The 19,459-nt window shown below is 72.0% G+C and carries 15 protein-coding genes; 12 read left to right on the top strand and 3 right to left on the bottom strand.

From position 1 onward, the window contains the following. Positions 1–11 precede the first annotated feature (11 nt). The 5 genes from gatB to JEK78_RS05095 all read left to right on the top strand — a co-directional run bounded on the left by gatB (position 12) and on the right by JEK78_RS05095 (position 4,410). Positions 12–1,526 carry an Asp-tRNA(Asn)/Glu-tRNA(Gln) amidotransferase subunit GatB gene (gatB, locus tag JEK78_RS05115; RefSeq protein WP_200262911.1) on the top strand — a complete coding sequence of 505 codons (1,515 nt, stop codon included), beginning with the start codon at positions 12–14 and terminating at the stop codon, positions 1,524–1,526. Between the two features lie 248 nt (positions 1,527–1,774). Then, complete coding sequence (locus JEK78_RS05110) at positions 1,775–2,362, top strand: GNAT family protein (protein ID WP_200262910.1); 588 nt, start codon at positions 1,775–1,777, stop codon at positions 2,360–2,362. A 35-nt stretch (positions 2,363–2,397) separates the two neighbouring features. Continuing rightward, positions 2,398–3,042, top strand: a complete 645-nt coding sequence (locus JEK78_RS05105; protein ID WP_200262909.1) for a hypothetical protein — start codon at positions 2,398–2,400, stop codon at positions 3,040–3,042. 271 nt (positions 3,043–3,313) lie between these two features. Beyond that, positions 3,314–3,505 (top strand): hypothetical protein, encoded by a 192-nt coding sequence (locus JEK78_RS05100; protein ID WP_200262908.1) that lies wholly within the window; start codon positions 3,314–3,316, stop codon positions 3,503–3,505. Between the two features lie 548 nt (positions 3,506–4,053). Next, positions 4,054–4,410 (top strand): hypothetical protein, encoded by a 357-nt coding sequence (locus JEK78_RS05095; protein WP_200262907.1) that lies wholly within the window; start codon positions 4,054–4,056, stop codon positions 4,408–4,410. Between the two features lie 72 nt (positions 4,411–4,482). Here JEK78_RS05095 and JEK78_RS05090 read toward each other — a convergent pair whose 3' ends face one another. Continuing rightward, the gene (locus JEK78_RS05090) at positions 4,483–5,649 is read right to left on the bottom strand and encodes a PQQ-dependent sugar dehydrogenase (protein ID WP_200262906.1); all 1,167 of its coding nucleotides are present in this window, start codon (positions 5,647–5,649) and stop codon (positions 4,483–4,485) included. A gap of 123 nt (positions 5,650–5,772) precedes the next feature. Next, complete coding sequence (locus JEK78_RS05085; RefSeq protein WP_200262905.1) at positions 5,773–6,771, bottom strand: aldo/keto reductase; 999 nt, start codon at positions 6,769–6,771, stop codon at positions 5,773–5,775. Positions 6,772–6,863: 92 nt separating this feature from the next. On the opposite strand from JEK78_RS05085, the gene JEK78_RS05080 reads away from it, so the two are divergent. From JEK78_RS05080 to serA, 6 genes are all read left to right on the top strand, one after another. Continuing rightward, positions 6,864–7,811, top strand: a complete 948-nt coding sequence (locus tag JEK78_RS05080; protein ID WP_200263999.1) for a 2-hydroxyacid dehydrogenase — start codon at positions 6,864–6,866, stop codon at positions 7,809–7,811. 495 nt (positions 7,812–8,306) lie between these two features. Next, a complete protein-coding gene (locus JEK78_RS05075) occupies positions 8,307–11,375 on the top strand; it encodes an EAL domain-containing protein (protein ID WP_200262904.1) in 3,069 nt (1,022 codons plus the stop codon). Between the two features lie 238 nt (positions 11,376–11,613). Further along, positions 11,614–13,473 (top strand): acetolactate synthase large subunit, encoded by a 1,860-nt coding sequence (locus JEK78_RS05070; RefSeq protein WP_200262903.1) that lies wholly within the window; start codon positions 11,614–11,616, stop codon positions 13,471–13,473. A 20-nt stretch (positions 13,474–13,493) separates the two neighbouring features. Then, complete coding sequence (gene ilvN, locus JEK78_RS05065) at positions 13,494–14,018, top strand: acetolactate synthase small subunit (RefSeq protein ID WP_200262902.1); 525 nt, start codon at positions 13,494–13,496, stop codon at positions 14,016–14,018. Between the two features lie 104 nt (positions 14,019–14,122). After that, entirely contained in the window at positions 14,123–15,121 is a 999-nt protein-coding gene (ilvC, locus tag JEK78_RS05060; RefSeq protein WP_200262901.1) for a ketol-acid reductoisomerase, read from the top strand. 261 nt (positions 15,122–15,382) lie between these two features. After that, complete coding sequence (serA, locus tag JEK78_RS05055; RefSeq protein ID WP_200262900.1) at positions 15,383–16,984, top strand: phosphoglycerate dehydrogenase; 1,602 nt, start codon at positions 15,383–15,385, stop codon at positions 16,982–16,984. A 144-nt stretch (positions 16,985–17,128) separates the two neighbouring features. On the opposite strand, the gene JEK78_RS05050 is transcribed toward serA, so the two are convergent. Next, positions 17,129–18,358: a helix-turn-helix domain-containing protein gene (locus JEK78_RS05050; protein WP_200262899.1), complete on the bottom strand. Its 1,230-nt coding sequence runs from the start codon at positions 18,356–18,358 to the stop codon at positions 17,129–17,131. A gap of 141 nt (positions 18,359–18,499) precedes the next feature. Here JEK78_RS05050 and JEK78_RS05045 point away from each other — a divergent pair, with 141 nt between their 5' ends. Further along, on the top strand, positions 18,500–19,426 hold the full coding sequence (locus JEK78_RS05045) for a proline dehydrogenase family protein (protein WP_200262898.1): 927 nt from the start codon (positions 18,500–18,502) through the stop codon (positions 19,424–19,426). Positions 19,427–19,459: the final 33 nt, after the last annotated feature.

Genomic DNA, 19,459 nt, shown 5'->3' with positions numbered 1-19,459 from the left:
GAAGTTTCACCGTGACCACCACGACCGACCTGGTGTCCTACCAGGACGCGCTGGCGTCGTACGACCCCGTCATGGGCCTTGAGGTCCATGTGGAGCTCGGCACCAGGACCAAGATGTTCTGCGGCTGCTCGACCGCGCTCGGCGCCGAGCCGAACAGCCAGACCTGCCCGGTCTGTCTCGGCCTGCCCGGCGCGCTGCCGGTCGTCAACGCGACCGGTGTCGAGTCCGCCGTCAAGATCGGTCTCGCCCTGCACTGCGAGATCGCCACCTGGTGTCGCTTCGCCCGGAAGAACTACTTCTATCCGGACATGCCGAAGAACTTCCAGACCTCCCAGTACGACGAGCCGATCGCCTTCGACGGCTACCTCGACGTACAACTGGAGGACGGGGAGACCTTCCGCGTCGAGATCGAGCGCGCCCACATGGAGGAGGACACCGGCAAGTCGACCCACGTCGGCGGAGCCACCGGCCGAATCCACGGCGCGTCGCACTCCCTGCTCGACTACAACCGCGCCGGGATCCCCCTCATCGAGATCGTCACCAAGCCGATCACCGGGGCGGGGGAGCGCGCCCCCGAGGTCGCTCGTGCCTACGTCCGGGAGCTGCGCGAACTCATCCGGGCCCTCGGCGTCTCCGAGGCCCGCATGGAGATGGGCCAGATGCGCTGCGACGTCAACCTGTCGCTCATGCCCAAGGGCACCGCGACTTTCGGGACCCGCAGCGAGACCAAGAACGTCAACTCGCTGCGGTCAGTGGAGCGCGCCGCCCGTTTCGAGGTCCAGCGGCACGCCGCCGTGCTCTCCGCCGGTGGCGCGATCGTGCAGGAGACCCGTCACTTCCACGAGGACACCGGGTCGACGACCGCCGGCCGGGTGAAGGAGGAGGCCGAGGACTACCGGTACTTCCCCGAGCCCGACCTGGTTCCTCTCGCCCCCTCCCGCGCCTGGGTCGAGGAACTGCGCGCCGCCCTGCCGGAGCCCCCCCTGACCCGACGCAACCGCCTCCGGGAAGAGTGGGGCGTCTCGGCCACCGAGATGCAGGCCATCCTGAACGCCGGGACGCTGGAGCCGATCGTGGCCACCATCGACGCCGGAGCGGACCCCGCCGCCGCCCGCAAGTGGTGGATGGGCGAACTCGCCCGCAGCGCCAACGAGTCCGGAGTCCCCCCGGAGGCTCTGGCCATCACCCCCGCCCAGGTGGCCCGGATCTGCGACCTGGTGGCCTCCGGCGAGCTGAACGACAAGTTGGCCCGACAGGTCATCGAAGGGGTCCTGGCGGGTGAGGGAGCCCCGGACGAGGTGGTCGAGAGTCGTGGGCTGAAGGTCGTCTCGGACGACGGCGCGCTCACCGGTGCTGTCGACGAGGCCATCGAGGCCAACCCGGGCATCGCCGACAAGATCCGCGGCGGCAAGGTGGCCGCGGCCGGCGCCCTCGTCGGCGCCGTGATGAAGGCGACCCGCGGACAGGCCGACGCCGCACGGGTCAAGGAACTGATCCTCAGCCGGTTGGGGGTCTCCGAGGGCTGACCCCCTCGTGCGGACGCAGCGGCGGCGGGGCGGGGCACCCGCCCCGCCGCGGCCTCCCGGAGAGAGCGCCCCGCCGCCGTGACCACCGCACGGTCGGACACGGTGGGCGGCCCACGCGAGAGACGGCGCCGTCCGCGCTCCTCGCCGGCGGCGCGGGTGCCCCGATCATGGCCGGAGGTCCGTGAGAGGCTGGCCCGGCGGTCCGCGCGGGGCGGCCCGCCGAGAGCGGAGGAAGGGGCGGCGACGGCATGTACGCGCGACCACTGGGCGACGGGGCCGAAATCCGCCCCCTGGAGATCTGGCACGCCCGGGAGTTCCTCGAACACCTCGACCGCGGCAGGGAATTCGTCAACCGCTACATCCCCTTCGGCTCACGGGTGACCGACGTGGAGTCCGCCCGATCCCTGCTCCGCTCCCACGCCGACAAGCGCGCGGCCGACAGCGGCTCACTGCACGGAATCTGGCTCGACGGCCGACTCGTCGGCGGGCTGCTCTTCGTCCGCTTCGATGCCGCCGCCGGCACCTGCGAGATCGGCTGCTGGCTGGAACCCGCCGGCACCGGACACGGTCTGGTCGCCCGGGGCGCCCGGGTTCTGATCGACTGGGCCTTCGCCGAGCGCGGCATGCACCGCGTGGAGTGGCACGCCGCCTCGGCCAACACTCCCAGCGTCAACGCGGCCCGCCGGCTCGGCATGGTCCGCGAGGGCGTGCTCAGGCAGAGCTTCCCCCATCGGGGCGTCCGTCACGACATGGAGGTGTGGGCCGTCCTCGCTCCCGACTGGCGGGCGACGGCCCCGGACGCACCCGAGCCGGACGGATCCGCCGACCCCCGTTAAGAGACCTCTCAGAGAGCCTCCGTACGGTGACGCGCATGGAGACGAAGGCAACAGGCGGGACCTCACGGGAAGCGACTCCGGCCGACCCCGACCCCGACACGGACCCGGCACGGACGAAGCGGGCCGACGAGGCCGGCGCGGACCGGAACGCCCCGCGGGACATCGACGCCGGACCGGCCGGCGGCGACCGACCCGTCGCGGAACCGGAGGAGGCCGACGGCGCGCCCGACGCGCCCGCCTCCGCCCCCGAGCGGGAGGAGAGCGACGACGTTCCCTCCACCGAACCCACCGAGGTCGGCCAAGGCGCGGGCGCGGTCGTGGCCGCCGCTCTCGGAGTGGTCTCCCTGACCGGCGGATGGGTCGGCACGATCGCCTCGGCCCGGCGCTCGCTCATCGGACAGTTGGAGACGACCTCCTCCTCCGACATCGCCCAGATGATCGAGAAGGGCTACGGCGAGGCATGGCGGGCCACGGCCCTGTGGGGTGGGCTGTTCGCGGTCGTCGCGCTGCTCGTCGGCCTGGCGGTACTCGCGCGCCCGGCCTTCGGAACGCCGGGCCCTCGGCAGACGCCGTGGATCACCTCCGTCGCCTGGGCGGGCGTCGCCCTCGGCGCCCTCGGCCTGGTTCTGGCCGTCCTCACCTACACCGGGGTCCTGCTGGGGCTGCCCTCCACCGGCTGACCCGACGCGCCGTCCGGCCGCCGTCGACCGGGACCACCGTCGACCGGAGTCTCCCGCGCCACCAAGGCCCGACGCCGGGGCCGGCCGCCGCTCCCCGGCGGCGCTCGGGCCCGCTTGCCCATGGCTCCGCCCAACCGCTCGGGTGCCCGCGCCGCTCCCCGGGTACCCCGTCCCCCGCCGAAATGGGGAACTCGCCGCATGCGCCGCCGTCGTCCCGTGGACGAAGGTCGAGACGTGTCGCCGTCCGCGCCGCTCCGACCGGAGACCCGGCGTGGACCTGTTCCGCACCACGGCCCACGAGCAACGCACCGCGAAGCTGATCCGCCGGGCCCGACGGGAGCGACTGGCCCGCACGGCGCTCAGCGCCGCCCGCGCGGCCCGACGAACCCCCTCCCGCGACTCCGCCCGACCCGGCGAGCGCGCGGGGCGACGGCCTTCGGGACACGCGGGCGAGGAGCCCTGAGAGGGCCGGCACCGGCGGATGACGCATCCGGTTCCCCCCATGGCGTCGCACCCGCGTGCGATGCTCGGGTGCGTGGATTCCAGGTCGCCCAGTCCCGTCTTCGTCGGTCGAGCCGACGAATCGCGCACGCCGCAGGCGGGGCTCCTCGCCGGGGAGTCGGGGGTCGGCAAGACCCGCATGGCCGAGGAATTCGCCGCCGCCGCGCGTGCCCTCGGCGTCGTTCCGGCCTTCGGAGGGTGTGTCGAGATCGGAGCCGACGCGATCCCGTACGCGCCGTTCACCGCCGCCTTGCCGGGCCCGCCACCCCGTCCGCGCACTCCCCGCGGTGCTCGACGCCGCCGCGGACGCACGACGCCGGCACGCCCATGTCGAGCGGCTGCGTCTGTTGGAGCGTGCGATGGGGCTGTGGGACGCCGTTCCCGAGGAGACGCCGACGAAAGCTGAGGCCGGCACAGGTCGCGGACTCCTACCCACCACCCGGGAGCGGTTCGGCCGACACGTCGACGCGCTTCGTCGACCTGCTCGCGGAGGCCGCCCAAGCCGGACGCGTGGGCGGTGAGACCGAGCGTGTGGTCAGACTCCTCGACCGAGCGCTGGGGTTGCTGGCGCAGCGCCCCGACCTGCCGCGCGCCGCCTGGTTCTGGACGCAGCGGGGGCCGGCCGTCCACGGACAGACTCGCGGGGACGGCCGCCGGGCACTGGCCCGCGCCCAGGAGGCGCTCGACGGGCTTCACCCGTCCCGGCTTCATGCCAGGGTTCTTGCCCTGGCGGCCGGCTGGGTGATGCTGTGCGAGCCCGGCCCCGAGGCGATCGTCGAGGCCGAACGCGCGGCTCACCCTCGGCGGCCCGAGGGTGGACGCGGGCGACGTCGCGGGTGGTGCGCGGAGGACGGCCGGACCCGCTGAGGGCGTCCCGCGGGCCGGGGCACGCCACCATCGGTCGTGCTCGCCGGGGCGTCCCGGTCGTGTGCCCCTCCCTCAGCGCACCCGGAGTTCCAGGATTCGGTCGTCGTCGTCCTCGGGGTCGCCCCGGCCGTCGGTGTTTCCGGTGACCAGCCACAGTCGGTCGCCTCCCGCCGCGGCCACGGTGCGCAGCCGGCCGTACTCGCCTTGGAGGAAGGCCTGGGGTGCGCCCGCCGGCTCGGTGCCGTCCAGCGGGACCCGCCACAGCCGCTCGCCCCGCAGCCCCGCCATCCACACGGACCCTTCGACCAGGGCGATCCCACTGGGCGAGGCCACGTCGGTGGGCCACTGCTCCAAGGGATCGACGAACGTCCCGTCGTCGGACCGTCCCTCCGCCTCGGGCCAGCCGTAGTCGCCGCCGGGTTCGATCGCGTTCAGTTCGTCCCAGGTGTCCTGGCCGAACTCCGAGGCGAACAGGCGTTGGTGGGCGTCCCAGGCCAGTCCCTGCACGTTGCGGTGGCCGGAGGAGAGCACGGGGGAGTCCGGGGAGGGGTTGTCGGGTGCCGGTTCCCCGTCGGGCGTGAGCCGGAGGATCTTCCCCCCGGTGGACTCCGGGTCGCGGGACAGATCCGGCCGGCCGGCCTCGCCCGTCCCCACGTAGAGCATGCCGTCGGGCCCGAAGGCGATGCGCCCGCCGTTGTGGACGATGCCTTTGGGGATGCCGCGGAAGACGGTGTCCGGGGCGCCCAACCGCTCGCCCTCGGGTTCGTCGGGGTCGTACCTCATCCTGACCACCCGATTGTCCGAGGCCGAGGTGAAGTAGGCGTAGATCATCCGGTCCGCCGCGTACTCGGGGGAGAGGGCGATCCCCAGCAGGCCGCCCTCACCGGCCGGCTCGACCCCGGGCACCTCGCCCACCGTCGTGAGCTCCCCCGAGTCCGCGTCGACCCTGGTGATCGTCGCCTCGTCCCTGGAGGACACCAGCAGATCGCCTTCGGGAAGCGGGGCGAGTCCCCACGGGGAGGTCAGGTCCGTGGCGACGGTCCGGATCACCTCGACCGATCCCTCGGAGGGCGGGGGCGACTCGGAAACCGAGGGGTCGGTCGGCGACCGTCCGACGCTTCGATCGGGAGTCGCGCTTTCGGGCGGCTCGGCGGTACCGACACCGGAAGAGCATCCGGCGGCGGCCAGCACCAGGGTGGCCGCCAGTGCGGCCTTCACGGTTCGACGTCGCACGATCAAGATCCTTTCGAAGCCCGGGTCCGCGATCCCGTCCCTTCCTACACGGCCTCGCGGGCGTTGGGGGCCGCCTCCCCGAAGGCCCGCCCCCGCGATCCGGGGGCACCCGGCCGTCGGGCCGAGCACTCAGTCCCAGGACCTGAGCGGAGCGGGCAGACACTCGACCTCGGTCAGGTCGCGTCGGGTCAGCCGGAGATCCCCGGCCGTCGCGTTCTCCGTCACCCACCCCGCCCGTTTGGCGCCGGGCACCGGCACGACGTGCGCCCCCTGCGCCAGCACCCAGGCCAAGGCGACCTGGGCGGGCGTGACCGACTCGCCGTGTCGGGCGGCTATCCGCCGCAGCCCCGCGATCAGGGGCTGGTGGGTCGCCATCATCTCCGCGGTGAAGCGGGGGTGACGTGCCCGTAGATCGTCCGGTTCGAATCCCCCGCCCGGGGTCAGCGTGCCGGTCAGGAAGCCGTTGCCGAGCGGCATCGCGGCGAGGAACCCGATGCCGCGCGACTCGCACCAGGGGAGCAGGGAACCCAGTGCCGCCGGCGACCACACGGACAACTCCGCCTCCACCGCGCTGACGGGGAAGACCTGTTGTACCCGTTCCAGACGCTCGATGGTCGCGTCGTAGGAGTCCCCCGAGGCCCGGCGTCCCTGCCGAGTGCCCACCGCGCACCACCCCAAGGCGCGGACCTTTCCGGCGGCGACCAGGTCGGCCATCGCACCCCAGGTCTCCTCCACGGGGACCTCCGGGTCGGCCCGATGCAGCTGGTAGAGGTCGATGACGTCGGTCTGGAGTCGGCGCAGCGAGGCGTCGCAGGCTCGTCGTACGTGGCCGGGGCGCCCGTTGGCCACGATGTGCCGGTCCACCGCCGACAGGCCGACCTTGGTCGACACGAAGGCGTCGCCACGCCGCTCCCGCAACGCCCGCCCGATCAAGAGTTCGTTGGTGAAGGGGCCGTACACGTCGGCCGTGTCCAACAGCGAGGCGCCCAGGTCCAGGGCTCGGTGCACGGCCCGCAGCGACTCCGCTCCGCGCTGCCGCGAGGTGCCGTACGCCCCGCTCATCGGCATGCACCCGAGTCCCACGGCTCCCACCGCGAGCGCGGCCGAGCCGATAGTCCTGCGCTCCACCTGGTCGTGACCCTCCCTCGTGAGGCCTGCGGGCCGCCCCAACCTAACTCCCGCCCGTCGAGCGCCTCGCGTAGGCTCCCGCCATGAAGGACGTGTGGTTGCCCCTGCCGCCCGACGAGATCGCCGGACTGCCCGACGGTCTCCGATACCTGTTCTGGGACGGCGGCGACGACGGCGATCAGCCGTTTCCCGGTGACCCCCGGGACTGCGTCTTCTACGTCGTGCCGTACATGAAGCGCCGACACGTCAAGATCCGGCCCCTGCCTCGGCTGAGCGGCGTGCGGGTCGTGCAGACGCTGACGTCCGGGGTGGACGACGTCCTGCCGGGACTCGGGGCGGTCGGCCCCGGCGTGCGCCTGTGCAACGCGCGGGGCGTGCACGAGTCCAGCACCGCTGAACTGGCGCTCACGCTGACCCTGTCGTCGTTGCGGGGGATACCCGGGTTCGTCAGGGCGCAGGGGGAGGAGCGTTGGCAGGGGGCCTTCCACCCCTCCCTCGTGGACAAGAACGTCCTCATCGTGGGATACGGGGCGATCGGCCAGGCTGTCGAGGACCGGCTCGTCCCGTTCGAGGTGGCGCGCGTCGTGCGCGTTGCGCGCTCGGCGCGCACCACAGCGCGCGGGCCTGTGCACCCGGCCACCGATCTGCCGTCGCTGTTGCCCGACGCGGACATCGTCATCCTCACGACCCCGCTCACGGAGGCCACGCGCGGCCTGGTGGACGCCGCCTTCCTGGCCGGTATGAAGGACGGCGCCCTCCTGGTCAACGTCGGGCGCGGACCCGTGGTCGTGACGGACGCCCTTCTGGGGGAGTTGGAGGCCGGTCGCCTCACCGCGGCGCTCGACGTGACCGACCCCGAGCCGCTGCCGCCCGGGCATCCGCTGTGGCGAGCCCCGGGCCTGCTGATCAGCCCGCACGTCGGGGGGCCCACGACCGCCTTCCGGCCGCGCGCCGAACGTCTGGTCGCCGATCAACTGCGGCGCTTCACGCGGGGTGAACCGTTGCTGAACGTCGTCCTGACGACCGGCCGCACCGGCTGAGTCGACCCCTGTTCGGCTGCCTCGTCCCCGCCGCCGCGGCGTGTGGAGAAAGGGGTATCCGCCGGGGCGCGGCGTCGGTGCCGTGAACGCGCGGGCGCACCCGGAAGGCCGAAGAGTCCCCTTCCGGCACTCTCCGCAGTTCTCCGAAAGCGGTGGGTGTATGCATAGTCGCAGGTCGTCACGGAGAGTAGAGAAGCTATGTCCCTGAGTGACGGTCCTGGTGTATCGTCCCGACAGGGGCTGCGCCGCACCGATCGGCGCCGGGGATGGACGACTGGGACTGCGAGGGGGGCGACGGACGATGCACGGCCTGGGGACCAACGATCCGATGCTGCGGAGCCGCCGGCGGCGGCGGCCCTCGCGCGCCGGGGACGCGCGCGGCAGCGACAGCCATCGCCGACGGCACCGCGGGAGGGCGGGCGCTCCGCGCGGGGCCGGCCGGCCGCCGTGTCCGGTCCGTCGCGCGCGAGGAGCGGAGTGGACCGGGAGTGTCCGGTGACGCCGCCGGCGCCCGCACTCGACGCGGCCCGGCCGGGTCCCCTGCCGGTCGTTCCCGGCCCGGCGGCGGGTGCCGAGGCCGAGGCCGGTGCCCCGAGCCTGGTCCGGCCGTTGCTGCTGGCCCTGCTCTGCGGCGCGTACGCCATCGGCTCGGGCCTGGGGTGGGGTTCGCCCCGACTCGCTCTGATCATGGGCGACTTCGGCCTGGCCGTGGCGGCCGGTCTGGCGGCGGTCTCCTGCTTTCTCTACGCCCGTAGCGGGGGCGCGCGGTTCCGGCCCGCCTGGCTGTTGTTCGCCCTCTCCTCGGCCATGGCCGCCTTGGGCAACGCGGTCTGGGGGTGGTACGAGGTGGTCCTCGGTCGGCCGGTCCCCGCGGCCAGTTCGGCCGACTTGTTCTTCCTGTGCTTCGCTCCGCCCGCCATCGTCGGTCTGCTGGTGTTCGCCAAGCGGCCGGTGACACGTGCGGGGTGGGTCTGCCTCGGCCTGGACGCGTGGTTGATCGGCGGCTCGTTGCTGACCCTGGCCTGGAGCCTGGCGCTCGCCCAGGCCGCCCGGGGCGAGGGCACCGGCGTGGCACACACGGCGCTCTCGCTCGCCTATCCGTTGTTGGACATCGCGTTGGTCAGCATGGTGCTCGCCCTGCACTTCCGGCGGGCGCCCCTCTACCGGTCGGCGGTCAACACCGCCATCGGTGGGCTCGCGCTCACGGTCATGTGCGACGCCTTGTTCACATCACCGCTCCTGAACAGCGACTACCGCTCGGGCCAACTGCTGGACGCCGGATGGTTCGCCGGATCGCTGCTGCTGGCCTACGCTCCGTGGGCCGGGCCGCGCACCGGTCGTTCGCCGGGCGCCGAGGGCGGCGCGACGCCGACGGGACGGGAGCGCGAGGCGCCGGCGCCCGGCGCGTTCGCCCCCCCGGGCGCCGGCACGGGTGGAGGCTCCTCCGCGGAGGCGGCCCGGCCCATCGCCGGTTCCCTGGCGGCGCTCACTCCCTATCTGGCCGCCGCCGTCTGCACCCTCGGCATCCTCTACAACGTCCTCCACGGTCGAAGCGTGGACCGGGTGGTGCTGTTCACCGGTGGCACGGTCGTGCTGGCACTGGTCGTCCGCCAGGGCATCATGCTGCTGGACAACATCACCCTGACCCGGGAGCTCGCGCGACAGGAGAACCACTTCCGTTCGCTGGTCCAGGGGTCGAGTGACGTGATCATGATCGCCGCGCCCACCGGCGTCCTCCGGTACGTCTCGCCCGCCGCGGCCGGCGTCTACGGCCGCCCGGCCGAGGACCTCGTCGGTAGCGAGTTGGCCGGCCTGATCCACCCCGAGGACCTCGGGAGAGTCCTGCACGAGGTGCGGCGCTTTCTGGCAGCCGACCCGGCGCACGAGCCGACCACGCGGATCGAGTGCCGGTTCCGCTCCGGGAGAGGGGGCTGGCTCAACGTCGAGTCGACGGTCAACCGTCACCACGGCGGACTCATCTTCAACAGCAGGGACGTGACCGAACGCGTCCGGTTGCAGGCGCAGCTCCAACACAACGCGGAGCACGACCCGCTCACGGACCTGCCCAACCGTGCCCTGTTCACCCGGCGCGTGCAGCAGGCCCTGTCCGGTCGACGTGCGTCGGACCGGAGCGCCGGCGGGCGCGGCACCGCCGTCCTCTTCATTGATCTGGACGGTTTCAAGGGCGTCAACGACAGCATCGGTCACCAGGCCGGGGACGAACTCCTCGTTCAGGCCGCTCGCCGCCTCCACGACGCGGTCAGGCAAGGCGACACCGCCTCCCGGCTGGGAGGCGACGAGTTCGCCGCCCTGATCGTCGGGGACGGCGGCCGGGACCGGTCGGCTCGCGAGCGGGACATCCTGGATCTCGCCGACCGGCTCAGGGTGGCCCTCTCCCAGCCCTACGTCATCGACGGCAACGATGTCCGGGTCAACGCCTCGATCGGTGTCGCCTTCGCGGAGCCGGGTCTCGGCGCGGGTGAGCTGCTGCGCGACGCGGATCTGGCGATGTACCGGGCGAAGGCGGCGGGCAAGGGTCGTGTCGAGCTCTACCGACCGCACATGCGGCAGGACGTCGTCCGCAAGGCGGAGGTGGCCACCCGGCTGCGAGCCGCGCTGCACGACGGCGAGTTCGCCTTGTTGCACCAGCCCGTGGTGGATCTACGCGACGGTCGGATCGCCTCGGTCTGCGCGGAGCCCCGCTGGCGGTCTTCGCAGGGGGTGTTCTTCACCCCGACGGAGTTCCTGAGGGTCGCGGACGGCACGGATCGCGCCGCCGAACTGGACCGCTGGGTCCTGCACGAGGCGGTGGAGCAGGCGGCGGCGCGGGCGGGGTCCGGGCGTGGCGTGCCCGTGGCCGTGCGCGTCCGAGCCCGCCGACTGCTCGACCGGTCCATGCCGCTCGGGTCGCTGGAGGCACTCCTGGTCCGCCACGCGCTACCGGCCGGTTCGCTGGTGATCGAGCTCACCGACACCGACCCCCGGTCGGGACTCGACGAGCTGGAACGCCGCTTGAGGGCGCTCAAGCGGCTCGGCGTCCGGATCGCCCTCGACGGCTTCGGCAGCGGTCAGGCCACTATCTCCGCACTGCGACGGCTTCCGGTCGACGTGCTGAAGCTGGACCGAGGTCTGGTCGAGGGCGTCGTGGAGTCCGCGCGGCTGCACAAGATCACCGGCGGGCTGCTGAGGATAGCCGCCGACCTGGGGCTGTCGTCCGTGGCCGACGGGGTGGACCTCGTCGAGCAAGTCGTGGCCCTGCGCGCCCTGGGCTGCACGCACGGACAGGGCATGGCCTTCTCCGGACCCCTGGACGAACACCGGTTGCGTCGCGCTCTGGGCGGTGGTCGCTATCCCCTGCCGCCGGGACCGGGTGAACCCGCGCTCGTGGGCGGGGCGTCCTCGGGGGGCCACGGAGGGGGAGGGCCGCATGGCGGTGTGGCTCGGGTGCTCCCCAAGGGGCTGGCGACCGGGACGACGGGAGGTATGAACAGTCATCTTCCGGCCGTTCTCGGAGGCGGTACGGTCCTTCGCTCACATAATGAGACGCCTGTCCCACCCACTTGACAGTCGGTGCGTGCCGGGGGGATCGTCAGTCGCATGCGCACCCGAATTCTCGTACTTGGACAGCGCGTCGGCTGAAGTCGGTGATGTCCGGACACCCTCCGGACCACCGGCGCCCTCCCGCCCGACGCGCTCCCCTCGCTTGCCTACCGGCACGAGGGGTTTTTTGTTGCACCGGCACCCGCCGACCGCGGTCACGGACCGCGCGAACCATGCCAAAACCCTCAGCATCGAGAAGAGAATGCCGATGACCGAGCAGGCCACCGGGGCCAACGAACCGCAGCCGCGACCCCGATCGAGCAGCGGACCGCGGTCCGTCACCGTCGAGCAGGTCACGGGCGCGCAGTCCCTCATCCGCTCGCTGGAGGAGGTAGGCGCCGACACGGTGTTCGGCATTCCCGGCGGTGCCATCCTCCCCGCGTACGACCCCCTGATGGACTCCCGCAAGGTCCGCCACGTCCTGGTCCGCCACGAGCAGGGCGCCGGTCACGCCGCCACGGGGTACGCGCAGGCCACCGGCAAGGTGGGCGTGTGCATGGCCACCTCCGGACCCGGCGCCACCAATCTGGTCACCCCCATCGCCGACGCCCACATGGACTCCGTGCCGCTGGTGGCGATCACCGGGCAGGTGGCCTCCAAGGCGATCGGCACGGACGCCTTCCAGGAAGCGGACATCGTGGGCATCACCATGCCGATCACCAAGCACAACTTCCTGGTGACCGCCGCCGAGGACATCCCCCGCGTGATCGCGCAGGCCTTCCACGTCGCCTCGACCGGGCGTCCCGGACCGGTCCTGGTCGACATCGCCAAGGACGCCCTCCAGGCACGGACCACGTTCTCCTGGCCGCCCGTGATGGACCTGCCCGGCTACCGACCGGTGACCAAGCCGCACGCCAAGCAGATCCGTGAGGCCGCCAAGCTGATCACCGCCGCCAGGCGGCCCGTCCTCTACGTGGGAGGCGGCGTCCTGAAGGCGGGTGCCACCGCCGAGCTGAAGATCCTCGCCGAACTGGCCGGCGCGCCCGTGACGACCACGCTGATGGCCCTCGGCGCGTTCCCCGACAGCCACCCCCTGCACGTGGGCATGCCGGGCATGCACGGCGCGGTGACGGCCGTCACCGCGCTGCAGAAGGCCGACCTGATCGTCGCCCTCGGCGCCCGCTTCGACGACCGCGTCACCGGCAGACTCGACAGCTTCGCCCCCGATGCGAAGGTCGTCCACGCGGACATCGATCCGGCGGAGATCGGCAAGAATCGTGACGCGGACGTGCCGATCGTCGGCGACGCCCGCGAGGTGATCGCCGACCTCGTCCAAGCGCTGCAACGGGAGTACGACGACGGCCGGCGCGGCGACTACGGCGCGTGGTGGAAGGACCTCTCCCGCTGGCGCGAGACCTATCCGCTCGGCTACGACCAGCCGGAGGACGGCTCCCTCTCGCCCCAGCAGGTCATCGAGCGCATCGGCCGACTCGCCCCGGACGGTACGGTCTTCGCCGCGGGCGTCGGCCAGCATCAGATGTGGGCGGCGCACTTCATCCGGTACGACAAGCCCGCCACCTGGCTGAACTCCGGGGGTGCCGGGACCATGGGATACGCCGTCCCGGCCGCGATGGGGGCCAAGGCCGGCGTCCCGGAAGCGGCGGTCTGGGCGATCGACGGCGACGGCTGCTTCCAGATGACCAACCAGGAGCTGACCACCTGCGCCCTGAACAACATCCCGATCAAGGTGGCCGTGATCAACAACGGGGCCCTCGGGATGGTGCGGCAGTGGCAGACGCTCTTCTACAACCAGCGCTACTCCAACACCGTGCTGCACTCCGGTCCCGACGACGTCAACCCGGGAGCTCGCGGCACCCGTGTCCCTGACTTCGTGAAGCTCGCCGAGGCCATGGGGTGTCACGCCCTCCGCTGTGAGGACCCGGCCGACCTCGACAAGGTCATCGAGGAGGCGAACGCCGTCAACGACCGACCGGTCGTCGTCGACTTCGTCGTCCACGAGGACGCGATGGTCTGGCCGATGGTCGCCGCCGGCACCTCCAACGACGAGATCATGGCAGCCCGGGACGTCCGTCCCGACTTCGGCGACGGCGAAGACGACTGAGCGAGGAAGAGCCACCGACCATGTCCAAGCACACGCTGTCCGTCCTGGTGGAGAACACGCCGGGCATCCTCGCCCGGATCGCTGCGCTCTTCTCCCGGCGCGGCTTCAACATCGACTCCCTCGCCGTGGGCGTCACCGAGCACCCCGACATCTCCCGGATCACCATCGTGGTCAACGTCGAGGATCTGCCGCTGGAGCAGGTGACCAAGCAGCTCAACAAGCTGGTCAACGTTCTCAAGATCGTCGAGCTGGAGCCCGCGCAGTCCGTGCGACGAGAACTCGTGCTGGTGAAGGTGCGCGCCGACAACCAGACGCGTTCCCAGGTCGTCGAGATCGTGCAGCTCTTTCGCGCCAAGACGGTCGACGTGTCGCCGGACGCCGTCACCATCGAGGCGACCGGTAGCGGTGACAAGCTCTCGGCGATGTTGAAGATGCTGGAACCCTTCGGCATCAAGGAGTTGGTCCAGTCCGGCACGATCGCCATCGGCCGCGGCGCCCGTTCCATCACCGACCGTTCCCTGCGCGCCCTCGACCGCGGCGCCTGATCCGGACGGTCTCCGCCGCCCGCATGGCGAGACCCTCAGTCCCTTCCACCCCCCATCGGCATACGGTGGGACGCGACACCCCGCACCCAAGGAGAGAACCCAAAGTGGCCGAGCTGTTCTACGACGCCGACGCCGACCTGTCCATCATCCAGGGCCGCAAGGTAGCGGTCATCGGCTACGGCAGTCAGGGCCACGCCCACGCCCTGTCGCTCCGCGATTCGGGCGTCGACGTGCGCGTCGGTCTGCACGAGGGCTCCCGCTCGAAGGCCAAGGCCGAGGAGCAGGGCCTGCGGGTGGTGTCGCCGTCGGAGGCCGCCGCCGAGGCGGACGTCATCATGGTCCTCGTCCCGGACCCGATCCAGGCGCGGGTCTACGAGGAGCACATCGCCCCGCACCTCCGCGACGGCGACGCCCTGTTCTTCGGTCACGGACTGAACATCCGCTACGGCTTCGTCAAGCCCCCGGCCGGCGTCGACGTCTGCATGGTCGCGCCCAAGGGCCCCGGGCACCTGGTGCGCCGCCAGTACGAGGAGGGCCGCGGGGTTCCCTGCATCGTCGCCGTCGAGCAGGACGCCTCCGGCGAGGCCTTCGCGCTGGCGCTCTCCTACGCCAAGGGCATCGGCGGCACCCGGGCCGGTGTCATCAGGACGACCTTCGCGGAGGAGACCGAGACGGACCTCTTCGGTGAGCAGGCCGTTCTCTGCGGTGGCACCGCGGCCCTGGTCAAGGCAGGTTTCGAGACGCTGGTGGAGGCCGGGTACCAGCCGGAGATCGCCTACTTCGAATGTCTCCACGAGCTGAAGCTGATCGTGGACCTGATGTACGAGGGCGGTCTCGAGAAGATGCGCTGGTCCATCTCCGAGACGGCGGAGTGGGGCGACTACGTCACCGGCCCGCGCATCATCACCGACGCCACGAAGGCCGAGATGCGCAAGGTCCTCGCAGAGATCCAGGACGGCTCGTTCGCCCGGAACTGGATGGACGAGTACCACAGCGGCCTGAAGAAGTACTCCGCGTACCAGAAGCAGGACTCCGAGCACCTGCTGGAGACGACCGGGCGCGAGCTCCGCAAGCTCATGAGCTGGGTCGACGAGCAGGCGTAGTCCCCGCGGTCGGGGACGAGGCGACCGCCCCGTCCCCGACCGGCGCCGGCGACGCCACTTCCGCCGCCCGCCGGCCCGCCCCGTCCGCGCCCCGGACGGGTGATCCTTCCGCGGAGGCGCGGGACGACCCCGCCGGCGCCACTAGACTGCCCACAACGATCGCGTCGGGCTCACAGTGTCGTGCGTCTTCCACGCGGCTTTCCCCCTCCACCGCCTGCGGCCGTCGGGACGGCCGTCCGCATCGGACATGTGAGGACTCACGTGAGCTCGAACACCAGTCACAAAGCCACGGTGCTCATCGCCGAGGAACTCTCGCCCGCGACCGTCGACGCGCTGGGGCCGGACTTCGAGATCCGGCGGTGCAACGGAGCCGACCGCGCCGAGTTGCTGCCCGCCCTCGCCGACGTGGACGCGGTCCTCATCCGCTCGGCCACGAAGATCGACGCGGAGGCCGTCGCCGCCGCGGGCCGGCTGCGGGTCGTCGCCCGCGCCGGAGTCGGCCTCGACAACGTGGACGTCGCGGCGGCCACCAAGGCCGGCGTGATGGTCGTCAACGCCCCCACCTCGAACATCGTCACCGCGGCGGAGCTGGCCTGTGGTCTGCTCGTCGCCACGGCTCGCAACATCCCCCAGGCCAACGCGGCGCTGAAGCGAGGCGAGTGGAAGCGCAGCAAGTACACCGGGGTGGAACTGGCCGAGAAGACTCTGGGTGTCGTCGGGCTCGGTCGGATCGGTGCTCTGGTGGCGCAGCGCATGTCGGCCTTCGGGATGCGGGTCGTCGCCTACGACCCGTACGTCCAGCCGGCTCGCGCCGCGCAGATGGGAGTGAAGGTCCTCTCGCTGGACGAGCTCCTGGCCGCCTCCGACTTCATCACCGTCCATCTGCCCAGGACACCGGAGACCCTAGGCCTGATCGGCGAGGAGGCCCTGCGCAAGGTCAAGCCCGGCGTTCGGATCGTCAACGCCGCGCGCGGCGGCATCGTCGACGAGGAGGCGCTCTACTCGGCCCTGAAGGAAGGTCGGGTGGCCGGCGCGGGTCTGGACGTCTACGCCAAGGAGCCGTGCACCGACTCCCCGCTTTTCGAGTTCGACCAGGTCGTCTGCACCCCGCACCTCGGAGCCTCCACCGACGAGGCCCAGGAAAAGGCGGGCGTGGCGGTCGCACGCTCGGTCCGCCTGGCCTTGGCCGGAGAGTTGGTGCCGGACGCGGTCAACGTGCAGGGCGGGGTCATCGCCGAGGACGTCAAGCCGGGCCTGCCTCTCGCGGAACGACTCGGCAGGATCTTCACCGCGCTGGCAGGCGAGGTCGCCGTCCGCCTGGACGTCGAGGTGTACGGCGAGATCACTCAGCACGACGTGAAGGTGCTGGAACTGTCGGCCCTCAAAGGCGTCTTCGAGGACGTCGTCGACGAGACGGTGTCCTACGTGAACGCCCCGCTGTTCGCCCAGGAACGCGGGGTGGAGGTACGCCTGACCACCAGCTCGGAGTCGGCGGACCACCGGAACGTCGTCACCGTGCGCGGCACCCTGGGTGACGGCCAGGAGATCTCGGTCTCCGGAACGCTCGCCGGCCCCAAGCATCTCCAGAAGATCGTCGCCATCGGCGAGTACGACGTGGACCTGGCACTCGCCGACCACATGGTCGTGCTGCGCTACGAGGACCGTCCCGGTGTCGTCGGGACAGTCGGGCGGATCCTCGGCGAGGCCGGGCTGAACATCGCCGGCATGCAGGTCGCGCGTGCCGGAGTGGGGGGCGAGGCGCTGGCGGTGCTGACGGTCGATGACACCGTCGGTCCCTCGGTGCTCGCCGAGGTCGCGGCGGAGATCGGCGCCACCTCGGCCCGTTCGGTCAACCTGGCCTGAGCGGTGGACGTTCGGCTGCCCCGTGATCCGCTTGGGGCCGTCGACCCGCCGACCCGGCCCGTACTCGGTCGACGGGTCGGGAAGGAACCCACGGGATGGCTCGCGCCGACGGTCCGGCTCCGAGGGAAGCACTGGGACGTCTGATCAGAGCCGGGTGCCTTTCAGGGCCAGGTGCAGCAGCAGGCGGTCCTCTCCGTCGTCCAGGTCGAGTCCGGTCAGGCGCTCCACCCGGGACAATCGGTAGTACAGCGTCTGGCGATGGATGCCCAGCTCGGCGGCGGCCCGACCGGCCTGTCCGGCGCAGTCCAGGTACACCTCCGCGGTGCGGGCCGACTCCCGGTGTGCCGGGGAGAGCAGCGGTTCGACGGCCGGGTCCCGATACGCCGCCCCCGGTAGGGCGGTGAGCACCCGGAAGGGCCCGATCGATCCCCACTCGGCGACCGGGCCCAGCCGTTCCTCCGCCCGAGCCGCGCGGGCCGCCGCCGAGGCCTCGCGCCAGGCGGATCCCAGGTCCCCCAGCCCGGTCCGCCCGGCAGCGATGCCCGCCACCGTCGCTCCAGCCTCCCGGGCACCCAGGCTCCGGGCCCGCTCCAGCAGGCGGGTGGCCGCCGAAGCGGCCGGGGCGAGGACGTCGCGGGAGCGCAGCCGGACGAGGACGGCCAGGCAGCTTCCCTCCGTCGGCCAGGGCAGGGAGCACATCGCGGAGGCGGCGGGCACCGCCCGCGCCGTGGGTCTGGTCCTCGGATCGTCAGAGGGCCACGGCGCGACGCAGACGAGTGTGTGCGCGGCGTCCGCCCCGCTCCCGAGGGCGCCGATCAGCTCGGCGATCGCCGTGTCGCGCCGCCGCCCCGGTTCGGAGCCGAGCGCCGCGCGCAGTTCCGCGCCCAGATCGGTGCCGTGCCGCGCCTCGTCCGCCAGCAGCGCGCCGATCCGCGCGGCGATGTCCATCGCCGCCGCCAGCCGCGCGACGGACGGAGCGGGGTCGCCGTCCAGGAGCCAGACATAGCCGAGGGTCACCCCCCGATGGCGGGCCGGCAGGAAGATCCGACCGCGGTGCACTCCCGCCTCCGGTGCCGGGGGGATCCGTATCGGACCGGTCGCCCGGGTGATGCCGAATCCCTCGAACCACGAACGGACCGCGGGCGTCGAGCGCCGGGTGAGGATGGAGCGGGCCCGGACCGGGTCGAGCGCGGTGGGGTCGAGATCGTCCTCGCCCGTGTGTGCCCCGAAGGCGATCAACTCGAAATGACGGCTCTCCAGCGTCGCGGGGGCGCCCAACAGCTCCGTGAGCTCGTCGATCAGTTCCTGGTAGCCACGCGCGAAATCCGATGTCACCCCGGCATTCTGCCTCCGCGACCCCACGTCTTCATACATCTGTCTGAGATCCATGACGCGGATGTGTGACAGCTGTCGATGGCCGACGGCCGGGGGCATCCTTAGTTTTCACGGTGGTTCCCCGTGCCGCCGTCGACCGTGGTCGGTGGCCGGCCATCGCTCGGTCTGTGGAGGTGCCCCGTGCTGGGTCCCGTGATTCTCGCCGCGTCGCGCAGCGACCGGATGCGTCGCCTGGTCTCGGCGGCGCCCGTGACCGGGCAGGTCGTGGACCGCTTCGTCCCCGCGGAGACCGTGGACGAGGTCCTGCCCGTCGTTCGGCGTCTCGCCGACCGGGGGCTGGGGGTGACGCTGGACGTCGTCGGCGAGGATGTCACCCGCCCCGAACAGGCGCAGGCCGCGCGCGACGCCTATCTGGAGCTGATCGAACGGCTGGGCCCGCTCGCTCTGGGCGCGCGCGCCGAGCTGTCCGTCAAGCTCTCGATGTTCGGCCAGGGCCTGCCCGACGGTCCGGCACTGGCCCTGAGGAACGTCCGGACCGTCGTCGAGGCGGCGGCCGGCATCGGCACCACGGTCACCCTGGACGCCGAGGATCACACCACCCTCGACACCATGTTCGCCATCCACGCGGAGCTGCGCGACGACGCGCCGCAGACGGGGTGCGTCGTCCAGTCCTCTCTCTTCCGCACCGAGGCCGACGCCCGTCGGCTCGCCGCGAGCGGCAGCCGCGTACGGTTGGTGAAGGGGGCGTACAAGGAGCCGGCGCGGGTCGCCCACCAGCACCGGCACGAGATCGACAAGGCGTATGTCCGTGTCCTGAGGACGCTGATGGAGGGCGACGGGTATCCGATGATCGGATCCCACGACCCCCGTCTCATCACCATCGCCCAGGAACTCGCCCGCCGCGCCGGACGCAAGCCCGACGAGTACGAGTTCCAGATGCTGTACGGCATCCGAGGCGAGGAGCAGGAGCGGCTCGCCGCGGAGGGCCACCGGATGCGCGTCTACACGGCCTACGGCACCGACTGGTACGGGTACTTCATGCGCCGTCTCGCGGAGAAGCCGGCGAACCTGCGCTTCTTCGTCCGCTCGATGGCGACCAGGGGCTGACCGCCCACCACGCCCGCCCGCCCAACCCAAGGA

This window comes from Streptomyces sp. HSG2 (assembly GCF_016598575.1).
Classification (GTDB): domain Bacteria; phylum Actinomycetota; class Actinomycetes; order Streptomycetales; family Streptomycetaceae; genus Streptomyces.
The sequence above is the reverse complement of the archived record's forward strand: the minus strand, read 5'-3'. Positions and strand labels throughout refer to the sequence as shown.